The organism is Cupriavidus sp. LA-1, assembly GCF_055385985.1.
In genome coordinates, this window is sequence record NZ_AP031388.1 from 277,096 (window position 1) to 300,665 (window position 23,570).

Here is a 23,570-nt window from a genome sequence, read left to right on the forward strand (position 1 = left end):
CGGCAGCTGCCCCCCGACCCAATTCCATCGCATCCCATGTTTGCACACATCGAGGCATTTCCCGGCGATCCGATCCTCTCGCTCAACGAGGACTTCCAGCGCGACCCGCGGACCGACAAGGTCAACCTGAGCATCGGCATCTACTTTGACGATGAAGGCCGCCTGCCGGTGATGCAGGCCGTGGCGAAGGCCGAGGCCGCGCTGCTGGCCGACATGGGCCCGCGCCCCTACCTGCCGATGTCGGGCCTGGCGGCCTACCGCAACGCGGTGCAGGCACTGGTGTTCGGCGAAGACTCGCCGGCGCGCGCCGCCGGCCGCATCGCCACGCTGCAGACGCTGGGCGGCTCCGGCGCGCTGCGCGTGGGCGCCGACTTCCTCAAGCGCTACTACCCGCAGTCGCAGGTGTGGATCAGCGACCCCAGCTGGGAAAACCACCGCGTGGTGTTCGAGCGTGCCGGCTTCACCGTCAATACCTACCCGTACTACGACGACGCCACCGGCGGCCTGAAGTTCGACGCGATGATGGACGCGCTGCGCGCCATCCCCGCGCGCAGCATCGTGCTGCTGCACGCCTGCTGCCACAACCCGACCGGCGTGGACCTGAACCAGGACCAGTGGCGCCAGCTGATCGCGCTGCTCAAGGCCAATGACCTGCTGCCGTTCGTCGACATGGCCTACCAGGGCTTCGGCGCCGGCCTGGAAGACGACGCCTTCGCCATCCGCGAGCTGGTGGCACAGGACGTGCCCTGCCTGGTGGCCAACTCGTTCTCGAAGAACTTCTCGCTGTACGGCGAGCGCTGCGGCGGCCTGAGCGTGTTCTGCAACACCGCCGGCGAAGCCGCCAACGTGCTGGGCCAGCTGACCGGCGCCGTGCGCGCCAACTACAGCAACCCGCCCACGCACGGCGCGCGCGTGGTGTCCAAGGTGCTGACCACGCCCGAGTTGCGCCAGCTGTGGGAAGAGGAACTGGCCCAGATGTGCGGCCGCATCGCGCGCATGCGCGAAGCGATCCACCACGACCTGCGCGACCATGTCAGCGGCGAGGCCCTGTCGCGCTACCTGACCCAGCGCGGCATGTTCACCTACACCGGCCTGAGCGCCGACCAGGCCGACCGCCTGCGCGAGGAGCACGGCGTGTACCTGCTGCGTTCGGGCCGCATGTGCGTGGCCGGGCTGAACGAGCGCAATGTGGGGATCGTGGCCAAGGCCATCGGGAGTGTGCTGAAGGGCTGAGCCGGTCGTTGATGCATCTGGCCGCCGTTGCGGGCAGATAGTCGCAAAGCGGCGCCGTCAGGCGCCGCTTTTCTTTTGCCCGCCCGGGTTGCGCGCCCCGCCATCCAATGAAAAAATGTCGCCCACGGGCCCCAGCGCCCCCCACCTGACTGCCCGCCACGCGGGCGTGGAGACAACCGTGCCCGAGCTTTACCCCAAGCGTGCGCCGTCGTGCATGGCCATGCTGCTGGCCGCCGGCGCCATCCTGGCCCCCGGCCTGGCCAGCGCCCAGACCCCGGCGCCGCTGGCCGAATGGCAGTTCTCCGCGGGTATCCCGCTGGAAAAGCTGTTCGAAGAAGAGATTCCGGTCTGGCAGGTGCGGCTGGGTGCCGCGGGCATGGTGCGGCCGCGCTACGACGGCTCGTCCGACTACACCTTCATCGCGGGCCCCAGCGTTGATATCCGCTACCGTGACCTGGCCTTTGCCTCGATCGGCGAAGGGCTGGGCGTGAACCTGCTGCGGGGCAAGAACTGGCGCGCCGGGATCGCGCTGGCCTATAACCTCGGGCGGCGCGCAGAAGAAAACTCCCCGATCCTGAACGGCATGGGCAATATCAACCCGGCGCTGGAAGGCAAGCTGTTCGCGGAATACGTGGTCTCCAAGGAATTCCCGCTGGTGCTGCGCATCGACGCGCGCCGCAGCCTGGGCGGCACCGACGGCTGGATTGGCGACATCGGCGCCTATATGCCGCTACCCGGGAGCACCGACAAGTTCTTCTGGTTCGCCGGCCCCACCGTGACGCTGGCGGACTCGCGCTACATGAACGCCTGGTACGGCGTCAGCGACTCGCAGGCCCGGGCCGGGCGGCCCGCCTACCATACGCGCGGCGGCATCAAGTCCTATGGCTTCGGCGTCAGCACGGTGTGGTATTTCACCAAGCACTGGTTTGCCACCAGCGACGTCGCGGTCTCGCAGCTGGCCGGCAATGCCACGAACAGCCCGATCACGCGCAAGGCGACCAACGGGGTCCTCGACCTGTCGGTCAATTACGAATTCTGACGCCGATAGCCGCCCGCACCGTGCGGCTATCGCACAGTGGATGGCCCGCATCCGCGATTTGGGCGCGGCCGCCACGGTTCTTCGAAACTGCGCCCCCCATAATTGGCCGGCCGGAGTATCCGGCCGCGGCGTCCCCGCCAGGGGGATCGCCGAAGAAGCCAAGCAAGGAGATGTAGTTGAAGTCCAGCATCAAGCATCGCGTCGCGCGCAGCGCGCGTCTGGCCGCCATGGCCGTTGCCGGCCTGGCCGCCGCCCACACCGCCCCCACTGCCCTCGCCGCCGACGCGTGGCCGGCCAAGCCAATCAAGGTGATCGTGCCCTACACACCGGGCGGTTCCACCGACACAGTCTCGCGCGTCGTGTTCGAGCAGGTCTCGCAGCGCCTGGGCCAGCCCATCATCATCGAGAACAAGCCCGGCGCCAACAGCACGCTGGGCGTCGGCGTGGCCGCGCGCTCGGCGCCGGATGGCTACACCTTCGTCTCGGTGCTGGCCGCCTACAGCGCCAACATGTCGCTGTATTCCAAGCTCAGCTACAAGCCTACGGACCTCATGCCGGTGGCGGAAATGGCCGAACTGCCGCTGTTCCTGTTCTCCAGCAAGAAGCTGCCGGTCAAGACCGTCGCCGAACTGGTCGACTACGGCAAGAAGCATCCCGATACGCTGACTTTCGGCTCCAGCGGCGTTGGCAGCTCCGCGCACCTGACGGGCGAGCGCCTGGCGATGGAATCCAGGCTCAAGCTGACCCACGTGCCCTACAACGGCAGCGCACCGATCCTGCCCGCGCTGATATCCGGCGAGGTCTCGGTCGCCTTCGATCCGCTGCTGGTGCCGATGCCGCATGTGAAATCAGGCAAGATCAACGTGCTGGCCGTGGCCTCCGCCAAGCGCTGGCCGGGCGAGCCTAATATCCCGACCATGGAGGAAGCAGGTTTCCCGGGCTTCGTGATGAGTTCGTGGACAGGCCTGATGGCGCCGGCCGGCACGCCGCAGCCGATCGTCGCGCGCATGGCCACGGAAATCGCCGCGGCCACGCGCAGCCCCGAGGTTGCGAAGAAGCTGACCGACCTGGGTTTTGTGCCGGTGGGCGGTACGCCTGAGGAGTTCCGCAAGCTGATCGAGCGCGATACGAAACGCTATGCGGAGATTGTCAAGGCGGGGAAGATTACGCTGGATTGAGGTTGTTGCCCGGCGGCCCAGACCCTGGCTGCCGGGCAACTTTGCCCTTCCCCGCAGCCGATTGGGGACCAGTCTGACTGAGGGCATCAACCCATCGACGCAGCAATTGCCATCAAATGGCGGCTTCTCAGCCCGGAACGGCTAACCGATTGGTCGTGGTAGAGTCGATCATCACTCTCTATCGCGTAGCCCTATGCCGCCATCCCTTGAACGTGGGACCGTCGATTCAGCAGACCATCAACAGGGCATGGTAAGCACCGCTGGTGCGGCAATTGTTCCAGCGCAAACCGCTCTGGTGGTCATGCATTATCAGACCGATATCCTGGCGTTATTTCCATCGGTCGCCCCCACTCTGCTCTCCAATACACGCAAGCTGTGTGACGCTGCGCGGGCCAGGGGCGTCAGCGTCTATTTCGCCAAGATCCACTTTCGTCCAGGCTATCCGGAAGTCAGCCCGCTGAACAGGAACGGGCAGGGAATCAAGCAACTTGGTCTTTTCGTCGACGACCGGATCTCGCCGGAGCTCGGCCAGCAGGCCACTGAACCCCTCGTCATCGCGCATCGTGCCAGCGTGTTCTTTGGTACCGACCTGCAGGTGCGGCTTTCCGCGCAGGGTATCGATACCCTGCTCATGGTGGGCATCGCGTCGACCGGTGTGGTGCTGTCGTCAGTCGCATACGCGAGCGATGCGGACTTCCGTCTGTTCACGGTCAAGGATTGCTGCTACGACCCGGATCAGATCGTGCACGATCATCTTTTCTCTACCGCATTCGATTCGCGCACAAGGGTGCTCTCGCTCGCTGATGCCTTGCGGTTGCTTGCCTAGTGTCCTGAATCGCAAGTTCGTTGCATAAGTCTGCCGATAAGCTGCCTTTCGGCGAAGCGGAAGGCTGCCATGTAACGCTCAGGTCAAGGGGCGTCCCTGCGATGCCGGCACATCCTCATCAACCGATTGTCGGGCGACCGCCGGCATCGGGGCGCTGGGAACGAGCCCGTAGCTGGACATCACTGCCAACAACTTCTGGCGGTCTGGCGGTCCGCCGGCATTCACAACTCCCTGTACATCCAGGAAGTATTGCGCGCCCAGGTCAGGGGTAAGGACGATTAGCGCCTTGGCAGTGGCTTGATGAGGGTTGCTGAACGCATGGACGGAGCCCTTGGGTGTATGCATCCACTGACCCGGCGCCAGATCCCTGACAACACCGTCAACGGCATAGCGGACGAGCCCCTCCAGGGCGTATATGCATTCTTCATTGTGGGTGTGACTATGTGGCGGCGGAACGTTTGCTCCCGGGGCAATCGTCAACTCGAAGACGCCCATGCCCTTCGTGGCGGATCCGTCTATGAGATAGCGCACTGTCAGGCCACCAATTGTGATTGGCTCAAGCGTGGATGCGTCTGTGGTCATCGCGAATGCTCCAAACAGGAAATGTGTCATCAGCGGCAGCGCCGGGGCAACAAAGCTGAGATGCCTGGCTACCTGGCAGGCTTGGCGCAGACGGCTGGCTCGATAGTACAAGCATACTCTCCGCAGCCGAGCGCACAAGAATGTGCGGTCGCCCACGGAATAGCTGATTGAATGCGCAATGGCCGTTTGTGGCCGAGATCAGACCATGGCCGGACCGCAGTGCTGATCCTCAGACCGGGCAGGTCTGGTCGGAGCCGGCTTCCGCATCTGTTGTTCGCGAGTCGTCCGTCGAGATTGCCAGCAGGCCCCGCCGCAGATCGTCGATCAGATCCAGCGGATCCTCGAGACCCACATGCAGGCGCACTGCCTGTCCCTGGTAGGGCCAGCGTGGACCGGTGCATCCCGTTCCCGGTGTGAACGGGATCACGAGGCTTTCATATCCACCCCAGGAAACACCCAGGCCGAAATGCTCGAGAGCGTCAGTAAAGGCCGCGAGCGACGCCTTTGAGTTCGTACGCAGCACCACCGAAAACAGGCCGCATGCTCCGGTAAAGTCGCGCTTCCACAGTGCGTGTCCCGGGTGAGACGGCAATGCGGGATGCAGAACGGCCTCGACCTGCGGCTGCCGCTCAAGCCATTCGGCGACACGCAGCCCTGATTGCCAGTGACGCTGCAATCTGACGGCCAGGGTACGCAGGCCGCGCAGTGCCAGATAGATATCGTCCGGGCCCGCGGTCTGCCCCATGTCATGAGTGGCCAGCTTGATCCGAGGCCAGGTGTCTCGATTGCAGGTGATAACGCCGAGCATTGCGTCTGAATGGCCCACGATGTACTTCGTGGCGGCCTGGATCGACACGTCCACCCCGTGCGCGAACGGCTTGAAGTAAAGCGGCGTTCCCCAGGTGTTATCCATGACGACATATGCGCCGTGTTTATGCGCCGCCGCGCAGATGGCGGGAATGTCCTGGATATCAAAGGTCTCGGAACCTGGCGATTCCACATAGACGACGCGCGTATTCGGCCGGAACCGGGCTTCGATCGGCTTGCCGTCAACGGGATCATAGGTCTCGACTTCGACGCCGAAGCGTGCCATGACCCGCTCCAGAAAGGCACGTGTCGGGGAATAGGCGCTGTCGCTCACCAGGATGTGGTCACCAGCAGACAGTAGCGCGATCAGCGCAGTACTGGCCGCGGCAAGGCCGGAAGGAAAGACAAGTGACCGATATCCGCCTTCAAGGCCCGCAATGGCCTCTTCGAGCGCGTGCGTGGTGGGCGTGCCATAGCGGCCATAGGTAGTGGCTCCCGGTTCTTCCGCAGCGCGGGCGCGCTTCATCTCTTCCCATTCGGCCATCGAACCCGCGAGTATGGTCGAGGCCCTGAAGATCGGGGTGTTCACGACGCCGCCGAAGCGCTCAGGGTGACGGCCGGCACAAACGAGATGGGTGCTTTCCTTCATTGGGTCTCTCCAAGGTTGTACGTTGCGGCATCCAGGGTTGTGAGTGCCGCCGGGATGTCTGATGTGCAGGCAGATGGCTAACGGGGAGGCGCCTGGAGCACGTCGCGATAGGCAAACAGCGCCGGTGCGCCACCTGTGTGCAGAAACAGCAGCGGACCGCTACCGGGAAAGCGCTTGCGCGTCACGCCGTCGAGCAGACCAGCCATCGCTTTCCCCGTGTACACGGGGTCGAGCAGCACCCCTTCCGCGCGGGCGAGCAACCTGATGGCCTCGAGCGCGGCCTGGTTGGGTTCGCCGTAGCGGGGCAGGAAGTACTCGTCCCACAGTTCAAGCCGCAGGTCAGCGGGGACTTCGACGTTGAGCAGCTCCGCCGTTCCATCGATCAGCCCTGCCACCTTGGGCGCCTGCGCCTCGACGGTTCGCGAGACCGTAACACCGACGACTTGGGTTTCCGGCATGGCATGGGCGAGTGCCAACGCCAGGCCTCCGTGGGTTCCGGCACTGCCCGACGCCAGCACCACAGCCGAAAATGAAATACCCAACGCCTCGGCTTGCTGCGCCAGTTCCAGGCCGGCATGTACGTATCCCAATGCGCCAAGCGGATTGGACCCGCCGATCGGAATGATGTACGGCTTGAGCCCGTCGCCACGCAGACGTTCGGCCAACGATTGCAACTGTGCGTCGGTGTTGTCGAGCGTGGCTACCGGCTCAACGTGCGCGTCGAACAGATCAAGCAACAGACGGTTGCCGCTGCGCAAATAATCAGGATCCGTGGTGTCTGTCGGGTTTTCCAGCAGCGCATGGCAGCGCAGTCCGAGACGGGCTGCCACGGCGGCGGTCTGCCGGACATGATTTGACTGAATCGCGCCGGCTGTCACCAGCGTATCGGCACCCTGGCGCCGCGCGTCGGCCGCCAGAAATTCAAGCTTGCGTAGCTTGTTTCCGCCAAAGGCGAGTGGCGTGGTGTCGTCGCGCTTGATGTAGACATCGCGACCGAGCGCACCGGACAAGCGCTCGAGCTTCTGCAGCGGGGTGACCGCCCCAACCAGAGCGAGGCGGGAAAAGGAAGCAATACGATCCGAGATTTTCATGGGATTTTCGACTTCGGGGAGATATGCCACGTGAGGCAGATGCCGTCAGGGGAGTTATCCCCCCCAACTCATGTCTTCATGCGAGGCCGCCTGAATCAGTGCAGGATCTTCGCCAGGAATTCCTTGGCACGGGCAGACTTCGGGTCGCCGAAAAAGGCTTCCTTGCCAGTGTCTTCGACGATGGCGCCGCTATCCATGAAGATCACCCGGTTGGCAACCTTCTTCGCGAACCCCATTTCATGGGTGACGCAGATCATCGTCATGCCTTCGCGAGCCAATCCTGTCATGACGTCGAGTACCTCGTTGATCATTTCCGGGTCGAGCGCCGATGTTGGTTCGTCGAACAGCATGGCGACAGGATCCATCGACAAGGCTCGAGCAATGGCAACGCGCTGTTGCTGCCCGCCGGATAGCTGCGCAGGGAATTTGCCGGCGTGGGCTTTCAGCCCGACGCGTTCAAGCAGCCTCAAGCCCTTTTCCCGGGCCTCGTCCTGGCCGCGCTTCAACACCTTGATCTGCGCCAGCGACAGGTTATCCAGGATGCTCAGGTGCGGGAACAGCTCGAAATGCTGGAACACCATACCGACCCTTGTACGCAGTTGCGCAAGGTTGATCTTCGGGTCCCCGACGCTCACGCCCTCGACACTGATCTGCCCCTGCTGGAACGATTCCAGCCCGTTCACCGTCTTGATCAGCGTTGACTTGCCTGACCCCGACGGGCCGCAGATGACCACGACCTCGCCTTTCTCTACACGCGTGCTGCATCCATCCAGCACCTTGAACTGACCGTACCACTTAGATACGCCATCGAGGGCAATCATTGTCTTGTCTCCTGCTTGCTGATTGTTATTGCATGGCTTTGCCAAATCGCCGGATCAGCGCGTCACGCGCAGTGTCAACCTGGCCTCGACGCGCCGCTGTACCCAGGACAATCCCGTACTGAGCAGCCAGTAGATGGCCGCTACCGACAGGTACAACGGAAGCGGTTGGAAAGTCGAGGCAATGATCTCCTGGGACGATCTCAGCAACTCGGTCACGGTGATGACGGAAACGAGCGAGGTGTCCTTGATCAGGCTGATGAGGGTATTGCCGAGGCTCGGCACGGCCAGCCGCAAAGCCTGCGGGCAGACGATGTAACGCAGCGTCTGGAGGTGGCTCAGCCCGAGGCTGTGCGCGGCGCTCCATTGCCCGCGACTGATCCCCAGGATCGCGCCACGCATGCTTTCCGAGAGGTAAGCGCCGGCATTGGCCGTGAGGGTAAGGATACCGGCGCTGGTGGGATCCAGTGCGATGCCCAGGTCCGGCAGACCATAGTAGACGACGAACATCTGCACCAGCAGCGGCGTACCGCGCATGACGCTGACATACGCGCGGGCAATGCCGCACAGGACAGGATTGGCACTGATTCCCATGATGGCGACGACGATCCCGACCAGCAGGCCGAAGATCATGGAGGCCAGGGCAAATTTCACGGTAATCGCGGCGCCGTGCAGGAGCACCGGGAAGGCATGAATAATCAGATCAAAAGGGCTCATGATGCGATCCATTGCTGTGGTCGGGCACGCCCATGCCTGACAGGACGGGCGTGCGGGCAGGCGTGGCGGCGATTACTGGGCAAGGGGTTGGCTGGCATCGGTGCCGAGCCATTGGATCGACAGTTTGCGCAAGGTGCCATCCTGCTGTACCGCGGTCAGGGCGTCGTCAATGGCCTTGGCGAACTTGGGATTGCCCTTCCGGTACGGAATGCCCATCTCCAACTTCGTGCCAGCCAGCAGCGCGCCGGTACGTAGTGGCAGGTTGGCGTTCTTGATCAGGTACGGCAGCATCAGGCGATCATTGAGCGCGGCATCGATACGGCCAGCCGCGAGATCACGCAGGTTCTCCGAGGTGCCCGGGTAGGTCTGCACCTGGATGCCGGGCACCGCTTTCGCCAGGTCGGCATAGTTGCTGCCCAGCGTGACGCCGACGGAATTGCCCTTCAGTTCCTCCAACGACCCGAACTCGCGCTTGTCATTGCTGCGTTGAAGTACCTGGACCGCGGAGTAGACGTAGGGCTGCGTGAAATCCAGCGCCTGTTTGCGTGCCGGCGTCATGCTCACCTGGTTGACGATGACGTCGAACTTGCCCGCCTGCAGGCCCGCGATGATGCCGCTCCACTCGGTGGTGATGAACTGAGCCTTGACGCCCATCTTGTCTGCCACCGCCTTGGCCACCGCGACGTCAAAGCCATCGAGCTGGCCCTCGGCATTCCGATAGCCAAACGGCGGGTACGTGCCCTCCATCCCGACTTTCAGGACGCCGCTGGCTTTGACGGTGTCCAGCAGGTCTTCAGCATGTACGGCAGTTGCGGTGAAACTGAGTACGGTCGCGAGTATCGCGACTTTCAATAGCAATTGCGGAAGTTTCATGCCTTGTCTCCAATATGCTTATAGGTATTGTTGAAGGGCAGCGCCATCGCCCGACAGGTTTGGTGGTGTGCGTCTTCCTGGCCGGTGACGTATCCATCGTCGACCTCTGGGCCCGCGTCTCATCGAAATCCCGCCAGCACAGATCGTGAGGGAAATCGTAGTGATCCGTTGGCGAAAAAGGATTTCAAGAAGACGCGTGGCGAAGCCCGTTCATGGAATATTTCTCTACGCTTGCAGAGTTGGGAGATCGAGCCAGGTCGCGATCAGGAAGCCGGGCGCGCTACGCCATATTGCGACGACAGGTATCGACGGATATGGTCGGGTGAATCGATGAACTGTGTCTGGCCGTGCACGCGGACCTCCACGCTGCTGTCGACCGGTTCCCGTCCGGCTCCGAGTACCAGGACAGGGGCGGATTGGTTTGCTTCGCCGATCAACGCGACGATGGCCTGGCGCGGCCGCGGCGCATCGATGTATTCGACGTCGATCTGGCTGCGCAACTGCGGGAAGAAGCTAAGCAGGCCTTCGACAGCAACGGCGTCGCCGCAATAGAAGGGGCCTTCCGAGCCTTGAGAAAAGCCAGGGCGGAGCATCAGTAGCTTGTCTTTCACGTTTTCTCTCACTATGGGTTGTGAAGTTGGCGGTGTACGTCGTGTCCTCGTCGGACAGCGAAGCACCGACCTCAGAATAGGGGGCGGTAGGTAAACTCACTAGTGGCACGAACGACAATTAACGACCGGATCGTGCCAAAATGAATCGCATGATGGTGTACGGGACCTGGCGCCCGCGGAGCCTCGCGGCGCGTTCGCCAGGTGGCCTCAATCGCTGTTCAACGGATCTCTTTCGTGCCAAAGAACAAATCGCAATCCGGTGCCAATGGCGGGCTGGTAGCAGTCGTCGTCTACGACGGCCTGAGCCTTTTTGAATACGGCTGCGCCGTTGAAGTCTTCGGTCTGCCCCGACCGGAGATGGGCGACGCGTGGTATCGCTTTGTGACATGTTCGGCCGATCCCGGGACGTTGCGCGGGGCGGGTGGCATCCAGGTACAAGCGGACGGTGGCCTTGAGCTTTTGTCGAAGGCGAAGACGATCATCATCCCCGGATGGCGCGGTATCGAAGCCGCTGTGCCGCAGGAGCTTTGCGGCGCCTTGCGCAAGGCGAACAAGCGTGGAGCGAGAGTCATGTCGATCTGCACCGGCGCCTTTGTATTGGCCGCCGCCGGACTGCTCGACGGCAAGCGGGCGACCACGCACTGGCGCCATGCGGCAGCGCTATCGGAGCGGTATCCGCAAGTGCGGGTGGAGGCGGACGTCCTGTACGTCGATGCTGGCGACGTTCTGACGTCGGCCGGAAGTGCCGCGGGAATCGATCTGTGCCTGCACCTGATTCGCAGGGACTTCGGCCCCCGCGCTGCGAATCAGGTCGCTCGCCGGCTGGTCATGCCCCCACACCGTGAAGGCGGTCAGGCCCAGTACGTTGCCGAGCCGGTCTCGAAGCGCAGCAGCGCTTCGTTGGCCCCCCTGCTCGATTCGGTGCGCGCAACATTGGGAGAAGACTGGCCGATTGCCAGGATGGCAAAGCAAGCCGCAATGAGCGCCCGCACCTTCCAGCGCCATTTCGTCAACATGATGGCCATGCCGCCTGGCGAGTGGCTGCTTATCGAGCGAATCAGCCGAGCCAGGGTGTTGCTCGAAGAGACCGGCCTATCCATGGATGACATTGCGATGCAAGTGGGCTTCGGCGCTGCAGCCACATTGCGCAATCACTTCCGCACCCGGCTTGGAACAAGTCCCGGATACTACAGGCGGCGATTCAGTGCATCCGAGGCGCATTGATTCCGTCAAACGGCGCGCGGCCGGGCGGCGTATGTTGAAGCACGACCCTTGCATAAGGGAAGTCGCCTCCGCCCCCGAGCCGGTAGGCCGGGCTTCCGAAAAATGGGGGCTCTCCACCACAAGAAGGATATGTTGTTGTCATCGGTTTCCTATATTGAAGGGGCTTCCTTTGTCGCTATCTGCTAGTCATCGCGGAAGCCACGTGGATGATGAATCACAAATCCTTTTTGTATTCTTGGGGTCTTGGCATTAAAACCTTTTGGCTGGTGCCATGAGGCACAAGATACGGAACGGGCTGCAATAAACAGGGCAATAGACCAGATTGAAATTGCAAGTCAGGAGGGGGACATGATTTACAATTCACGATTCGGGCGCAAAGCCCTGCTGGGGCTGTTATCCGGTGTCTTGTCGCTCGTCGCAGCCGCCACGCCTACCGAAAACGTCCGCGATGGCAAAGAGCCAGCGCCAGATGCGGACGGCGTGATTCCACAAAAGATCGTGCACCGGACGGCTCCACCGATGGGGGCGACCATTAATCCGTTTGGCAAGGCTCACCCGTCGGGGTCCATGGGCTACCAGCCGCCTGCCGGTGGTACGAACGCCAACGCCTATCCGATCCAGTACTACGGCGGGCCGGTAATGGCTTCCATCAGCAAGGTGGTTCTGATCTGGTATGGCAACTGGAATCAGAGCAACAAGACTGATACCCCGACAGGACAGCAGATTATCCGGAACGCGATCTACGGCTTGGGCTACGACGCAGGCATGCAGAACAGCTATGGCTTGTATGCAGATTACTCTGGCCTCACCACTGGCGCCAATGGCATCGGCGGATTCGGGCAGTACACGCAGTCGGCGGCGGGTGGGGTGACCCGCGTGGCGTCTACGACGATCTTCGAGTGCGCGCAGCCAGCCTCTTCAATCTACGGCGGGAGGACTTTATCGGATTCCACCGTACAGTCGCTGGTGAAGGCTGCCGCGAAGTCCTCGTGTTCCGGAGGCACACCCGACGCAAACGCAATCTATCTGGTGTTGTCCTCGTCTGATATCCGGGAATCCTCCGGATTCCTGACCAAGTACTGCGGCTGGCACACCTACACGACAATGTCGACCCCTTCCGGGAGTGCGGCAATCAAGTATGGCTTCATCGGCAACCCTTCGAGGTCGATCGGCTCCTGTACTTACCAGACCACCAGTTCGCCCAATAACAACCCGGGCGTGGATGCCATGGTATCTGTGATCGCCCATGAGCTGGACGAAACCGTCACCGACCCGGAGCTCAACGCCTGGTACAACGCCCAGGGCAGTGAGAACGGTGACATGTGCGCCTGGACCTTTGGCTCCGGTCAGACCCTGCTGTCCAACGGCTCCTACTACAACGTGACTTTGCCGGTGCCAACCACTCTCGTTGTCCAGGGCAACTACAGCGGTCAATACCTGATCCAGCGCGCCTTGGGGGTCAATAATTCGGCGTGCTATGTCAACGCCAATCCGATTATCCAATGAGCTGATCGCGCTTCCGGGGGGGGCCTGTCAACCTTTCGGTGGGTTGACATGGCCCTCGGAGGTGGCTCAGAACGACTGTGGATTCAGCCTGCGATGCAACACACCAGACGCTGCGTGAGCCGCGGAAGTGTTGCAAGTGAAACAGAGGCGCAGGATCTGCTACACCGAGACTCAGAAGGCACTGATGTGCGAGCGCTGGGACAGCTCTGATCAATCGTCTACAGTATTCATTATTGTCGTGACGATCGTAAGGATCCTCATGCGCACGCGGAACATTGCCGGCGTCGTGGCCACGGCGCTGATCTTGGGATCGGCTTCAGTGCTCGCCGACGAACATGAGCACCAGGCAAGCGCAGACCAGCTCGGCAAAGTCAGCTTCCCAACCTCGTGCGACCCGAAAGTCCAGCCACTGTTCGAGCGTGGCGTTGCGCTGCTGCACTCGTTCTGGTTCACCGAGGCGGGCAAGGTCTTCGCTGCGGTTATCGAGCAGGATCCGGGCTGTGCGATCGCGTACTGGGGGATCGCCGTAAATCTGTTGGGCAACTCCCTTGCAGGCCCGCCACCGCAGCGCGATGCCCAGGAGGCGTCGGAAGCCCTTGCCAAGGCGCGTGCGGTCGGGGCAAAGACCCAACGCGAGCGTGACTGGATCGACGCGATCGGCGCGTATTACCGTGACTACGACAAGGTACCCCTCGGCGCCAGGCTTTCGGCCTACGCGGACGCCATGCAACGGATGACGCAGCGCTATCCGGAGGACGACGAAGTCTGGATCTATTACGCGCTCTCCCTGCAGGCTGCTGCCCCACCGACTGACCGGACCTATGCCAACCAGCGCAAGTCCGCCGAGATTCTGGAGAGGCTGTTCGCGAAGAACCCGCAGCATCCCGGCGTCGCGCATTACCTGATTCATGCCTACGACTATCCGCCTCTTGCGGAAAGGGGTCTCGCCGCGGCCAGCAAGTACGCCACCATTGCTCCCGCGGCGCCGCACGCGCGGCACATGCCGTCGCACATCTACACGATGCTCGGGCGATGGGAGCAATCGATCACGTCCAACCTGAGCGCGCTTGAGGTCCAGCCGGATTACTACCACGCGTTGGATTTCGTGGTCTATGCGCATCTACAGTTGTCGCAGGACGTCAAGGCACGTGCCTTGATCGATCAGGGAGCGGTTGAAGCCTTGCAGAAGCCGCCAACCCTGAAGGGCAACAAGAACTCGGTTGCAGCGATGCCGGCGCGCTTTGCACTTGAGCGCGCAGACTGGAAAGGCGCCGCCGCATTGCCCGTCACCTCGAACAACTGGGCGTACGCGGATTCGATCACGCGCTTTGCGCGCGGCATCGGGATGGCGCGCGGCGGCGATCCGACCAGCGCAAGGCAGGAGATCGACGCAATGAAAAGTCTGCGCCAAAACCTTGAGAGCGAGAATGAGTCGTACTGGGTGGCACGAACCGAAGAAGAGATTACCGCTGTTTCGGCATGGATCGCGCTGGCCGAGGGCAACCACGCGCAGGCGGAGCAATTGATGCGAGCCGCCGCAGACGGCGAGGACGCCAGCATCAAGAACGTGGCGATGGAGAACCGGCTTTGCCCGATGCGGGAGTTGCTTGCCGACATGCTGTTAGAGGAAGGCAAGCCGGTCGAAGCCTTGCACGAGTACGAGTCGGCGCTGCGGGAATACCCGAATCGCTATCGCGGGCTGTATGGCGCGGCGCGTGCCGCGGACGCTGCCGGGCAGCGCGAGATGGCGACCGACTATTACCGGCGACTCCTTGTGCTCGCGAAGCATGCAGACAGCGCACGTCCCGAGACTGCGGTAGCCAGGGCGTATCTTGCGGCGCACTGAATGCGCGTCGAATTGCAACGCGCGTCACTGGCCATCGAAAGTCCGTTAGCTTGGCGGACCCGATGTCCCGGCCAGAACGAACCGAAGCCGGAAATGGCAACGCCTACGCCAATCGCAGATCCCGCAACATATCAAGTACGTGTTGCGTGGAACGCTCAACGTACCCCGCACGATGCGCAATGCCAAGCCGGCGCCACAACGCCGGGCGCAGCGGACGCATGACAATGCGCTTGTCGGGTAATGGCGCAGTCGCCTCATGGGGCAACAGCGCGGCGCCGTAACCTGCCGCTACCAGGCTCTTGATCGCGTCGTTGTAGTTGAGCTGAATGCGAGGCGCAGGATGATACCCCGCGGTCGCGAACCACTCCGCAGTCAGACGTGAAAGACGCGTGGTCGCGTCATTGAGAATGAGAGGTTGGGCAGCGAGCCATTCAGGCGTGACGCGGGCCGGGCACCGCCAATGCGCCGGCACAAAGGCCATCACGGGGTCGCGCCTCCAGGGCTTGATCACGAGTCCAGCCACCGGGGGCTGAGGCAGTGCTACCAGCCCAACGTCCAGCGTCCCATCCGCCAGTCGGGACAACGTTTCCTGTGAAGTCAGCACTGCAACTTGAATGTCGATAGCGGGATGGTGCTGGCGCAGCACCTCAAGCGCTTGCGGCAACAGGTGCGCGATCGCGCCAGTCGACGCACCGAGCCGCACGCGCCCTTCGAGCCCCTGCACCTGGCGTTGAATATCGTCTAACGCCTGCTCCGCATCGGCCAGCAGTCGACGCGCGCGCTCCACCAGCACCTCTCCTATCGCCGACGGCCTGACATGGCCGCGCTTGCGCGACAGGAGTGGAGCCCCAATGCGGTCTTCAAGTTCAGCGATATGGAGGCTGACCGTTGGCGGCGCCAGGTGCAATGCACGCGCCGCTTCGGCAAACGAGCCGCGGTCTGCAATGGCGACCAGAGTGCGCAAGCGGTCCAGGCTGATCTCTCGCATGTCTGTGTCCAGATTCAGGAAAACTGAATGTTCACGTTATGAAATTCAACTTTCTCTATTGTAGCGGTCCACGGAACATAGGGGCTCGTTCTTCGTTCTACTTCTTACAACCCAAAGTCAGCGGAGTATTTCACGTATGAGCTCTCCCGTTGTTTTCATCGACGGCGACCAAGGCACCACCGGGTTGCTGATCCACGAACGGCTGCGTAACCGGACCGACATCAGACTGATTACGCTTGCCGCTGCGGAGCGCAAGGATTTGCGGCGTCGCGCAGAAGCCATCAACGCCTGCGACATCGCCATCCTCTGTTTGCCGGATGCCGCCGCGCGCGAGGCAGTGGCCACCATTGTCAATCCTGCGGTTCGAGTCATCGACGCAAGCTCCGCCCACCGTATACAGCCGGACTGGACTTACGGATTTCCGGAGATGGCGCCGGGGCAAGCTGAGAGAATTGCAAACGCGCGTCGGGTCACCAACCCCGGCTGCTATCCGACCGGTGCGATTGGCCTGCTGCGTCCGTTGGTGCAGGCTGGGCTCATACCGGGCAATTACCCCATCAGCATTCATGCGGTATCCGGCTACTCCGGACGCGGACGCGCCGGCGTGGAGGAATATGAGGGACCGGGAGCCGCTAACGCGCCTTCATACCAGGTCTATGGCCTGGAACTCGCGCACAAGCACACGCCGGAGATCCAGCAGCACGCCGGGCTCGCGCAGCCTCCCATTTTTGTCCCCGCATACGGAGCGTTCCGCCAGGGCATCGTGCTGACGGTGCCGCTGGCGTTGCCGCTGCTGGCACCCGGCGTGAATGGCGCCACGTTACACGCCTGCCTCGCGCGCCACTATGCCAACGCGGACCACGTACAAGTCTTGCCACTGCAAGAATCGCGCGTGTTAAAGCACCTGGATCCGCAAGTGCTGAACGGTACCAACGACATGCGCCTGAGCGTATTTCCCAGCATGGAGCACGGGCACGTCCTCCTGTCCGCGGTGTTCGATAATCTTGGAAAGGGAGCATCCGGCGCCGCGATTCAGAACCTGAACCTGATGCTCGGGTAGCAATTGGGGCCGCATCCATGTGCCAACGATGGTTGCCTCATCTGTTCGTGGCCGTCGAATTTCTCTTCCTGGCCCGGCAAGCGACCTTCGCCGGTCGCTACTCGATCGGGTCTCGCCGCCCCGACCTTGAACGGCCGTCACCCTGGAGGACCACACTCTCGAAGCCACTGATGACATCCTGCGTGTCAGTGCCGGCCTTCAGTCCTTCCTGACTTTGCTGGATCTGCAGAGCGACACCATCCCCCAAGGCATCGGCCTCCACGCCCTGCTCTTGCCGCTCAAGCAACAACTGGACGAAAGCGCCAATCGTCTGCAGGCGCTGGTCTGACGAGGGAGAGCCTGCTTACCCGCCCGACGGATGAGCAGCGCTGAAAGCAAACGGCGCGAGCCAACTCGCGCCGTTTGCATCTTCCCCATTGATAACCGTGCACTCAATGAAAATCCCGGCTCCCCACCATCAACCGCCCCAGCAGCGGGCTTAAATTCACCAGTTCCTTGGCCACCAGGTGGCGCACATCGCCCTGGCGCTGCCAGGTGCCGACCACGCCCAGCAGCGTGGCGCCCAGCACCTCCTTGCGCTGGCGCTCGATCAGGTCGGGCCACAGGATCAGGTTGATGGAGCCGGTCTCGTCCTCGATGGTGGCAAAGATGGTGCCGCTGGCCGTGGCCGGGCGCTGGCGCACGGTGACGATGCCGCAGGCGCGCACGCGGCGGCCGTTGGCGCTGCGGGCCAGTTGGCTGGCGGTGGCAAAGCGCATCGCCGCCAGCTTGTGCCGCAGCAACGCCAGCGGATGCGACTTGAGCGACAGGCCCAGGCTGGCGTAGTCCGCCGCCACGTCTTCGCCGAGCCTGGGCGCGGGCAGCGCCAGCGCGGCTTCGGCGGGGGGCGCTTCGTACAGCAGGTCGCGGTGCGCGGCATGCGCGGCGGCGGCGCGGGCCTGCCAGCGGGCCTGGCGGCGGTTGCCGGCCAGTGCCGTCAGCGCGTCGGCGGCGGCCAGCACGTCGATGTCGTGCCGGTCCAGGCCGGCGCGCAGCGCCAGGTCCTCGACGCTGTCGAACGGACGCTGGGCGCGCGCGGCTTCGATGCGCAGTGCGGCGGGTTCACGCATGCCCTTGACGCGGCCCAGGCCCAGCCGCACGCGCGGATGTGGCGGCCGGCGCGGTTCCGTGCGGGCCTGCGTGTCGGCGACATCGACTGGCTCCGGCGGCTCCAGCGTGCTGTCCCAGCGGCTGACGGTGACATCCACCGGCAGTACCTGCACATCATTGCGGCGGGCATCCTGCACCAGCTGCGACGGCGAATAGAACCCCATCGGCTGGCTGTTCAGCAGCGCGCACAGGAAGGCGGCCGGATGGTGGCACTTGAGCCAGGCGCTGATATAGACCAGCTTGGCAAAGCTGGCCGCGTGGCTCTCGGGGAAGCCATACTCGCCAAACCCCTCGATCTGCTTGCAGATCGCCAGCGCGAAGGATTCCGGGTAGCCGTTGCCGGTCAGCGCGCGCACCAGCGCGTCCTGGTGCTGGCGCAGATCGCCGCGCCGCCGCCACGCCGCCATCGATCGGCGCAGCTGGTCGGCCTGCCCCGGTGAAAAATCCGCCGCGTCGATGGCCAGCTGCATCACCTGCTCCTGGAAGATGGGCACGCCCAGCGTGCGGCCCAGCACTTTCTCGATCACCTTGTTGAAGTAGACCGGTGGCTTCTGCGTGCGGCGGAAGGCCTCGCGCCGCTTCAGGTAGGGATGCACCATGCCGCCCTGGATCGGCCCGGGCCGCACGATGGCCACCTCCACCACCAGGTCGTAGTACTTGCGCGGCTGCAGCCGCGGCAGCATCGATTGCTGCGCGCGCGATTCGATCTGGAACACGCCGATGGTCTCGGCCTTGCAGATCATGTCGTAGGTGTCCGGGTCTTCCTTGGGGATGTCTTCCATGCGCGCCGGCAGCCCCGCGCGCTGCGGATCCGGGTTGGGGATCATCTGCAGCGCGCGCCGGATCGCCGACAGCATGCCCAGGGCCAGCACGTCGACCTTGAGCAGGCCCAGCGACTCCAGGTCGTCCTTGTCCCACTGGATCACGCTGCGGTCGGCCATGGCCGCGTTCTCGATCGGGACCAGCCGCGACAGCTTGTGCCGCGCGATCACGAAACCGCCCACATGCTGCGACAGGTGGCGCGGAAAGCCGCGCAGCTGCGCGGTCAGGCTGGCCCACTGCTGCACCGCCGGCGAATCTGGATCGAGCCCGTAACGGGCGATCTTCTCGACAAAGCTGTGGCCGCCGTCCCACCACGCCTGGCCCTTGACCACCTGCTCCACCACGCTGGCGTCGATGCCCAGCGCGCGGCCCACGTCGCGCAGCGCGCTGCGCGAGCGGTAGGTGATCAGCGACGCCGCCAGCGCGGCGCGGTGGCGGCCGTACTTCTCATAGATGTACTGGATCACCTCTTCGCGCCGCTGGTGCTCGAAGTCCACGTCGATATCGGGCGGCTCATCGCGCTCGCGCGACAGGAAGCGGCCGAACAGCAGGTTGGCCTGCTCGGGGCTGACCTCGGTCACATACAGGCAGAAGCACACCAGCGAATTGGCGGCCGAGCCGCGACCCTGGCACAGGATGCCCTCCCCGCGCGCAAAGCGCACGATGTCGTGCACCGTAAGGAAGAAGGGCTCGTAATGCTTTTCCTCGATCAGCTGCAGCTCTTCTTCCAGCTGTTTCTCCCACGCCGGCTTCAGACCGTTGGGGAAGCGCTCGCGCTTGCCGCGCTCAACTTCCTTGCGCAGGTAAGAGATCGGCGTCTCGCCCGCCGGCACCAGTTCCTCGGGGTATTCATAGCGCAGCATCCCCAGCGAGAAATCGCACAACCCGGCAATCTTCAGCGTCTGCGCCAGCGCCTCGCGCGGGTACAGGCGCGACAGCACCTGGCGCATGCGCAGGTGCTGCTCGGCATTGGGCGCCAGTGCCATGCCGCATTCGGCCAGCGGCTGGCCCAGCCGGATCGCGGCCAGCACATCGGACAGCGGCTTGCGCGAGCGCACGTGCATGGTGACCGCGCCGGCCGCCGCCAGCGGCACGCCGGTCTGTGCCGATACCGCTTCCAGGCGCGCGCGGTGCAGCGCATCGGCATGGCCCTGCAGCTGTTCCAGCGCGATCCAGGCGCGCTCGCCGAAGACTTCGCGGCACCACTCGGCCTGCTCGCGCAACAGTTCAGGATCGGCGCAATAGTCGGGCAGCAGCAGCGCCACGCAGCCAGGCATGCCGCGCAGGTGCGCTTCGTCAGCGGCGGGCGCGGACAAATCTTCGGGATGCAGCCGGTACGTGCCCTTCTGCGCGCGCCGGCGGCCCAGCGTGATCAGCTCGCTCAGGTTGCCGAAACCCTCGCGGTGCTGCGCGATCAGCACCAGCCGCAGCGGCGCGCGCTCCGACCCATCGGCCGGCGTCAGGCTGAAGCGGCTGCCGATCAGCAGCGAGAAGGCGTCGGCGGCGCGGGCCAGCGCCTGCAGCCGCTGGTGGCGGCTGGCGTGCGCGTGGGGATCGTCATCGCCGGCGTCAGACTCTTCGTCATGGTCCAGCAGCGGCTCATCCACGCCCTCCTCTCCGCGTGCCGCGCTACGCGCCACCGCATCGTGCAGGCGCTTGCGCAGCGTTTCGATGGCATCGTGCGCGCGCGCGGTGCCGGCCACCGAGCATTCATCGGTCAGCGCCAGCCCGCTGTAGCCCAGGCGGAAGGCGCGCTCGATCAGCTCGCCCGGGTGCGAGGCGCCGGTCAGGAAGGTGAAGTTGGAGATGCAGTGCAGCTCCACGTAATCCGGCAACGCCGGCAGCAAACCCGGCAACGCAGCAGGCAAGGAAGCAGGCAGGGACGGCGCGCTCATGCGAACAACCCATGCAGGAACCAGCGGTACTCGCCGCCATCGTCCTGCGCGCCATGGCCCGGACGTTCGCGGAAGATCCAGCAGCGCAGGCCGTCGGCGCGCTCGGCGATAAAGTAGTCGCGCGTGGCCAGCGCGCCGTCCCACCAGCCGGCCTCGATGCGCTCGGGCCGGCTCAGCAGCGCCAGCGGGCCGCCGTGGCAGGGCCGGTGGCGCTGCACCGGCAGCGGCAGCGGTTGCGGCAGCAGCCACAACGGGCGCTCCGGCTGCGGGCCCGGCAGGCTGGCGGCCTTGTTGCCGCCGGGCTCGTCGACCGGGCACCAGCGGTTGGCGCGCTCGGGCCGGTGGTCGGGCAGCGGCCGCGGCTGCAGCACGTTGTCGCGGCCCAGCCGCGCCATCAGCGTATCGAGCAGGCGGCCCAGGTCCTCCGGCGTGCCGCCGGGCTCGGGGAACAGCGCATCGCTTTGCGGCACGCACGCGGCCATCGCCTCCACGCGCAGCGCCAGGCCGGTGACCGGGGCGTGGAAGTTGAGCTTGTCGAGCTTCTCGCGCAGCAGCCGCGACAGGTGCGCGGGATCGCGGCTGGGCTGGGCCAGGCCCACCGGCACCTCGGTGCCGTCGGTATCCACGCCGCGCCGGTAGCGCTCATGCTCCAGCACCAGCACGCAGCGCGTGACGCCGGCCTGCTGCACCGCCAGCCAGCCCGCCAGCGCCAGCAGCAGGCGCTGCGCGCCGGCCAGCACGCCCTCGGCGGATTCGATGCGGCCCGGCAGGTCCATGCGCTGCGCAAACGCGGGCGGCGCCACAAACCAGACAAAGCGCGCCGGCGCCTCGCCATAGGCCTGGTCCAGCCGGGCCAGCAGCGCCGGGCCCAGCCGGCGCGTCAGGCCCGCGCGCGGCAGGCGCCGCACCTCGCCCAGGGTACGGCAGCCGATGCCGTCCAGCCAGGCCGGATCGGCCAGCGTATGCAGCGCCTCCACCGGCAGGCGGTCCAGCAGCCGGTGCAGGCGCGCCATGCCCACCGCACGCCGCCCCGGCCGCACCACGCCGCGCCGCGTGCGCCGCAGCGGCTGGCGCGCCAGCCATGCGGCGCCGTGCGCGGTCGGGCCGGAACCCACCTGGGCAAAGGTGCCAAGCTGGCGCACGCAGGCACGCACCGCGCGGCACAGCGCGCGGTGGCCGCCAAACAGGCGCAGGCTGGCAGTGACATCCAGCATCACCGTGGCCGACTCCGGTTCCTCGTCGACAGTCACGCCCGGCGTGAAATGCAGCAGCGCCAGCGCCACCGCCTCCATCAACGAAGCTTCCGCGGCCAGGTCGCGCTCCAGTTGCACGATGTCGGCCGACAGCGCCTGCACGCCGCCGCGGCGCATGCCGTAGCGCACGCCGAGCTGCATCGCCGGGCCGTTGGCCAGCACCACCTGCTCGCGCTCCATCACCGCCACCGGCAGCGCATGGTGCAGCGTGGCGGTGGCGGCAGGCGGGCTCACGGCGGGCGCCAGCTCAGGCCAGTTGGGCTGCAGGGCGTCCAGGGGCAGGCGCGGCAAGTGCACCGCGATCCAGTACGGCATCGGAAGAAGACTGAGAAGACGATTCAGAAAAAGCAGGTGCGCCTGCCGGAACAGGCCAGGCGGCCGCGCGCGTGGCCGCCGCCATCCCGTCCAGGCGCAGCAGCAGCGGCGTGTCCCGCACCGGCCCGCGCCGCTTGTGGAAGGCGATCGACAGCACATTGCCGGGCAGCGGCGCCAGCAGCAGCCGCAGCACCGCCGGCGACGACTCGCGCAGCGCCGTGGCCGGGCGCAGCGCCCACACCACCGCGTCGCCGGCCTGCGCCAGCACCTGCAGGCGGCGCAGCGCCTCAGGGCGGGCCGCGGGCAGCCACACCAGCACGCCGCCGAAGGCCTGGCTGCGCAGCACCTGCTCGGCCGCCCACAGCATGTCGGCCTGCTGCGCGGCCTTGGCCGATCCGGCCGCGGGCCGCATCCAGTAGAGCTGGCGCGCCGGCAGCCCGGCCGCGGCCAGCCCCATGGCATTGGGCAGGTAAGGCGGCGCCACCAGCGCAATGCGGCGCCCCGCCCCGGCCAGCGCCCGCAGCGCCGGCAGCAGCAGGCGCAACTCGCCCGCACCGCCCTGCGCCGTCAGCAACTCCGTCAGCCCGCCCGCTGGCCAGCCGCCGCCGGGCAACTCCGCCGACAGCGCGTCATACCCGGTCGGGCATACCGCCGCGCTGCCGGCATGGCCCAGCTGGCCGGCCCGCCACAGCCCGGGATAGCGCTGCTCGAGCGCCGACAGCGCCTGCTGGCGCGAGGCCGGGGCAGGCGAGGCAGGTGCCGGCGCAGGGAAAAGAAGACCCTCCGCCGCCATGGGCGGGGCTGCGTGCGATTGCGCAGTCATGTGAAATTGGCGTCGCTCGCCGGGAACAGCGAGGATCTAGGATGTTTACGATAACTGTATATTTATACAGTATCTGGTGCCAGCGCAAGAGGTTGTGGAGAGGGGTGGCTCGAGGGACACCGGAGAGCGGGACCGGCGGTCAGCCAAACCGCTCCGGGATTCCCATCCGCTTCGTCCCAGCGCAGTGCTTGCCTGAACAAATCATTTAATAGCATTACTTTTTATCTAAAAAGCTACTATTGAATGAAGAATGCCTCGCCAGCGC

General features: G+C 64.7%; 20 protein-coding genes. 9 read left to right on the forward strand and 11 right to left on the reverse strand.

All coding sequences use genetic code 11. The features are described from left to right. Positions 1-36 precede the first annotated feature (36 nt). The 4 genes from ACZ5MJ_RS20310 (at position 37) to ACZ5MJ_RS20325 (ending at position 4,276) form a co-directional block, all read left to right on the forward strand. A complete protein-coding gene (locus tag ACZ5MJ_RS20310; RefSeq protein ID WP_464225422.1) occupies positions 37-1,233 on the forward strand; it encodes an amino acid aminotransferase in 1,197 nt (398 codons plus the stop codon). A gap of 220 nt (positions 1,234-1,453) precedes the next feature. After that, positions 1,454-2,272 (forward strand): MipA/OmpV family protein, encoded by an 819-nt coding sequence (locus ACZ5MJ_RS20315; RefSeq protein ID WP_464226558.1) that lies wholly within the window; start codon positions 1,454-1,456, stop codon positions 2,270-2,272. Positions 2,273-2,448: 176 nt separating this feature from the next. Continuing rightward, entirely contained in the window at positions 2,449-3,450 is a 1,002-nt protein-coding gene (locus ACZ5MJ_RS20320) for a Bug family tripartite tricarboxylate transporter substrate binding protein (RefSeq protein ID WP_464225423.1), read from the forward strand. Positions 3,451-3,697: 247 nt separating this feature from the next. After that, entirely contained in the window at positions 3,698-4,276 is a 579-nt protein-coding gene (locus ACZ5MJ_RS20325; protein WP_464225424.1) for a cysteine hydrolase family protein, read from the forward strand. 78 nt (positions 4,277-4,354) lie between these two features. Here ACZ5MJ_RS20325 and ACZ5MJ_RS20330 read toward each other — a convergent pair whose 3' ends face one another. The 7 genes from ACZ5MJ_RS20330 to ACZ5MJ_RS20360 all read right to left on the reverse strand — a co-directional run bounded on the left by ACZ5MJ_RS20330 (position 4,355) and on the right by ACZ5MJ_RS20360 (position 10,424). Further along, on the reverse strand, positions 4,355-4,969 hold the full coding sequence (locus ACZ5MJ_RS20330) for a cupin domain-containing protein (protein WP_464225425.1): 615 nt from the start codon (positions 4,967-4,969) through the stop codon (positions 4,355-4,357). 118 nt (positions 4,970-5,087) lie between these two features. Further along, entirely contained in the window at positions 5,088-6,314 is a 1,227-nt protein-coding gene (metC, locus tag ACZ5MJ_RS20335) for a cystathionine beta-lyase (protein ID WP_464225426.1), read from the reverse strand. A gap of 77 nt (positions 6,315-6,391) precedes the next feature. After that, positions 6,392-7,405, reverse strand: a complete 1,014-nt coding sequence (locus ACZ5MJ_RS20340; RefSeq protein WP_464225428.1) for a D-cysteine desulfhydrase — start codon at positions 7,403-7,405, stop codon at positions 6,392-6,394. A 95-nt stretch (positions 7,406-7,500) separates the two neighbouring features. Then, entirely contained in the window at positions 7,501-8,226 is a 726-nt protein-coding gene (locus tag ACZ5MJ_RS20345; RefSeq protein WP_464225429.1) for an amino acid ABC transporter ATP-binding protein, read from the reverse strand. A gap of 54 nt (positions 8,227-8,280) precedes the next feature. After that, entirely contained in the window at positions 8,281-8,940 is a 660-nt protein-coding gene (locus ACZ5MJ_RS20350; RefSeq protein ID WP_464225430.1) for an amino acid ABC transporter permease, read from the reverse strand. A gap of 72 nt (positions 8,941-9,012) precedes the next feature. Further along, the gene (locus ACZ5MJ_RS20355) at positions 9,013-9,813 is read right to left on the reverse strand and encodes a transporter substrate-binding domain-containing protein (RefSeq protein ID WP_464225431.1); all 801 of its coding nucleotides are present in this window, start codon (positions 9,811-9,813) and stop codon (positions 9,013-9,015) included. Positions 9,814-10,076: 263 nt separating this feature from the next. Further along, positions 10,077-10,424: a DUF3088 domain-containing protein gene (locus ACZ5MJ_RS20360; protein ID WP_464225432.1), complete on the reverse strand. Its 348-nt coding sequence runs from the start codon at positions 10,422-10,424 to the stop codon at positions 10,077-10,079. A gap of 234 nt (positions 10,425-10,658) precedes the next feature. On the opposite strand from ACZ5MJ_RS20360, the gene ftrA reads away from it, so the two are divergent. The 3 genes from ftrA (at position 10,659) to ACZ5MJ_RS20375 (ending at position 15,000) form a co-directional block, all read left to right on the forward strand. After that, positions 10,659-11,648, forward strand: coding sequence for a transcriptional regulator FtrA (gene ftrA / locus ACZ5MJ_RS20365; RefSeq protein ID WP_464225433.1), 990 nt, complete (start codon positions 10,659-10,661; stop codon positions 11,646-11,648). A gap of 348 nt (positions 11,649-11,996) precedes the next feature. Further along, positions 11,997-13,154, forward strand: coding sequence for a hypothetical protein (locus tag ACZ5MJ_RS20370; protein ID WP_464225434.1), 1,158 nt, complete (start codon positions 11,997-11,999; stop codon positions 13,152-13,154). A gap of 259 nt (positions 13,155-13,413) precedes the next feature. After that, a complete protein-coding gene (locus tag ACZ5MJ_RS20375; RefSeq protein WP_464225435.1) occupies positions 13,414-15,000 on the forward strand; it encodes a hypothetical protein in 1,587 nt (528 codons plus the stop codon). A 103-nt stretch (positions 15,001-15,103) separates the two neighbouring features. On the opposite strand, the gene ACZ5MJ_RS20380 is transcribed toward ACZ5MJ_RS20375, so the two are convergent. Continuing rightward, entirely contained in the window at positions 15,104-15,988 is an 885-nt protein-coding gene (locus tag ACZ5MJ_RS20380; protein ID WP_464225436.1) for a LysR family transcriptional regulator, read from the reverse strand. Positions 15,989-16,124: 136 nt separating this feature from the next. On the opposite strand from ACZ5MJ_RS20380, the gene argC reads away from it, so the two are divergent. Then, positions 16,125-17,048: an N-acetyl-gamma-glutamyl-phosphate reductase gene (gene argC, locus ACZ5MJ_RS20385; RefSeq protein ID WP_464225437.1), complete on the forward strand. Its 924-nt coding sequence runs from the start codon at positions 16,125-16,127 to the stop codon at positions 17,046-17,048. 178 nt (positions 17,049-17,226) lie between these two features. Continuing rightward, positions 17,227-17,376 carry a DUF1484 family protein gene (locus tag ACZ5MJ_RS20390; protein ID WP_464226559.1) on the forward strand — a complete coding sequence of 50 codons (150 nt, stop codon included), beginning with the start codon at positions 17,227-17,229 and terminating at the stop codon, positions 17,374-17,376. A 103-nt stretch (positions 17,377-17,479) separates the two neighbouring features. Here the strand turns inward: ACZ5MJ_RS20390 and ACZ5MJ_RS20395 are convergent, their stop codons facing one another. From ACZ5MJ_RS20395 to imuA, 3 genes are read right to left on the reverse strand one after another with little or no spacing between them, the layout of a single operon-like run. Beyond that, the gene (locus ACZ5MJ_RS20395) at positions 17,480-20,914 is read right to left on the reverse strand and encodes an error-prone DNA polymerase (protein WP_464225438.1); all 3,435 of its coding nucleotides are present in this window, start codon (positions 20,912-20,914) and stop codon (positions 17,480-17,482) included. Continuing rightward, the gene (locus tag ACZ5MJ_RS20400) at positions 20,911-22,482 is read right to left on the reverse strand and encodes a Y-family DNA polymerase (RefSeq protein ID WP_464225439.1); all 1,572 of its coding nucleotides are present in this window, start codon (positions 22,480-22,482) and stop codon (positions 20,911-20,913) included. The genes ACZ5MJ_RS20395 and ACZ5MJ_RS20400 overlap by 4 nt, the downstream gene beginning before the upstream one ends. Beyond that, the gene (imuA, locus tag ACZ5MJ_RS20405) at positions 22,415-23,305 is read right to left on the reverse strand and encodes a translesion DNA synthesis-associated protein ImuA (RefSeq protein WP_464225440.1); all 891 of its coding nucleotides are present in this window, start codon (positions 23,303-23,305) and stop codon (positions 22,415-22,417) included. Before imuA ends, ACZ5MJ_RS20400 begins: the two co-directional genes overlap by 68 nt. Between the last annotated feature and the right edge of the window lie 265 nt (positions 23,306-23,570).

Excerpts from the sequence above, each read along its gene's own strand:
- ACZ5MJ_RS20310 (WP_464225422.1), top strand. The coding sequence starts at position 37 with ATGTTTGCACACATCGAGGCATTTCCCGGCGATCCGATCCTCTCGCTC.
- ACZ5MJ_RS20315 (WP_464226558.1), top strand. The coding sequence starts at position 1,454 with ATGCTGCTGGCCGCCGGCGCCATCCTGGCCCCCGGCCTGGCCAGCGCC.
- ACZ5MJ_RS20325 (WP_464225424.1), top strand. The coding sequence starts at position 3,698 with ATGGTAAGCACCGCTGGTGCGGCAATTGTTCCAGCGCAAACCGCTCTG.
- metC (WP_464225426.1), bottom strand. The coding sequence starts at position 6,314 with ATGAAGGAAAGCACCCATCTCGTTTGTGCCGGCCGTCACCCTGAGCGC.
- ACZ5MJ_RS20340 (WP_464225428.1), bottom strand. The coding sequence starts at position 7,405 with ATGAAAATCTCGGATCGTATTGCTTCCTTTTCCCGCCTCGCTCTGGTT.
- ACZ5MJ_RS20345 (WP_464225429.1), bottom strand. The coding sequence starts at position 8,226 with ATGATTGCCCTCGATGGCGTATCTAAGTGGTACGGTCAGTTCAAGGTG.
- ACZ5MJ_RS20350 (WP_464225430.1), bottom strand. The coding sequence starts at position 8,940 with ATGAGCCCTTTTGATCTGATTATTCATGCCTTCCCGGTGCTCCTGCAC.
- ACZ5MJ_RS20355 (WP_464225431.1), bottom strand. The coding sequence starts at position 9,813 with ATGAAACTTCCGCAATTGCTATTGAAAGTCGCGATACTCGCGACCGTA.
- ACZ5MJ_RS20370 (WP_464225434.1), top strand. The coding sequence starts at position 11,997 with ATGATTTACAATTCACGATTCGGGCGCAAAGCCCTGCTGGGGCTGTTA.
- ACZ5MJ_RS20375 (WP_464225435.1), top strand. The coding sequence starts at position 13,414 with ATGCGCACGCGGAACATTGCCGGCGTCGTGGCCACGGCGCTGATCTTG.
- ACZ5MJ_RS20380 (WP_464225436.1), bottom strand. The coding sequence starts at position 15,988 with ATGCGAGAGATCAGCCTGGACCGCTTGCGCACTCTGGTCGCCATTGCA.
- argC (WP_464225437.1), top strand. The coding sequence starts at position 16,125 with ATGAGCTCTCCCGTTGTTTTCATCGACGGCGACCAAGGCACCACCGGG.
- ACZ5MJ_RS20395 (WP_464225438.1), bottom strand. The coding sequence starts at position 20,914 with ATGAGCGCGCCGTCCCTGCCTGCTTCCTTGCCTGCTGCGTTGCCGGGT.
- ACZ5MJ_RS20400 (WP_464225439.1), bottom strand. The coding sequence starts at position 22,482 with ATGCCGTACTGGATCGCGGTGCACTTGCCGCGCCTGCCCCTGGACGCC.
- imuA (WP_464225440.1), bottom strand. The coding sequence starts at position 23,305 with ATGACTGCGCAATCGCACGCAGCCCCGCCCATGGCGGCGGAGGGTCTT.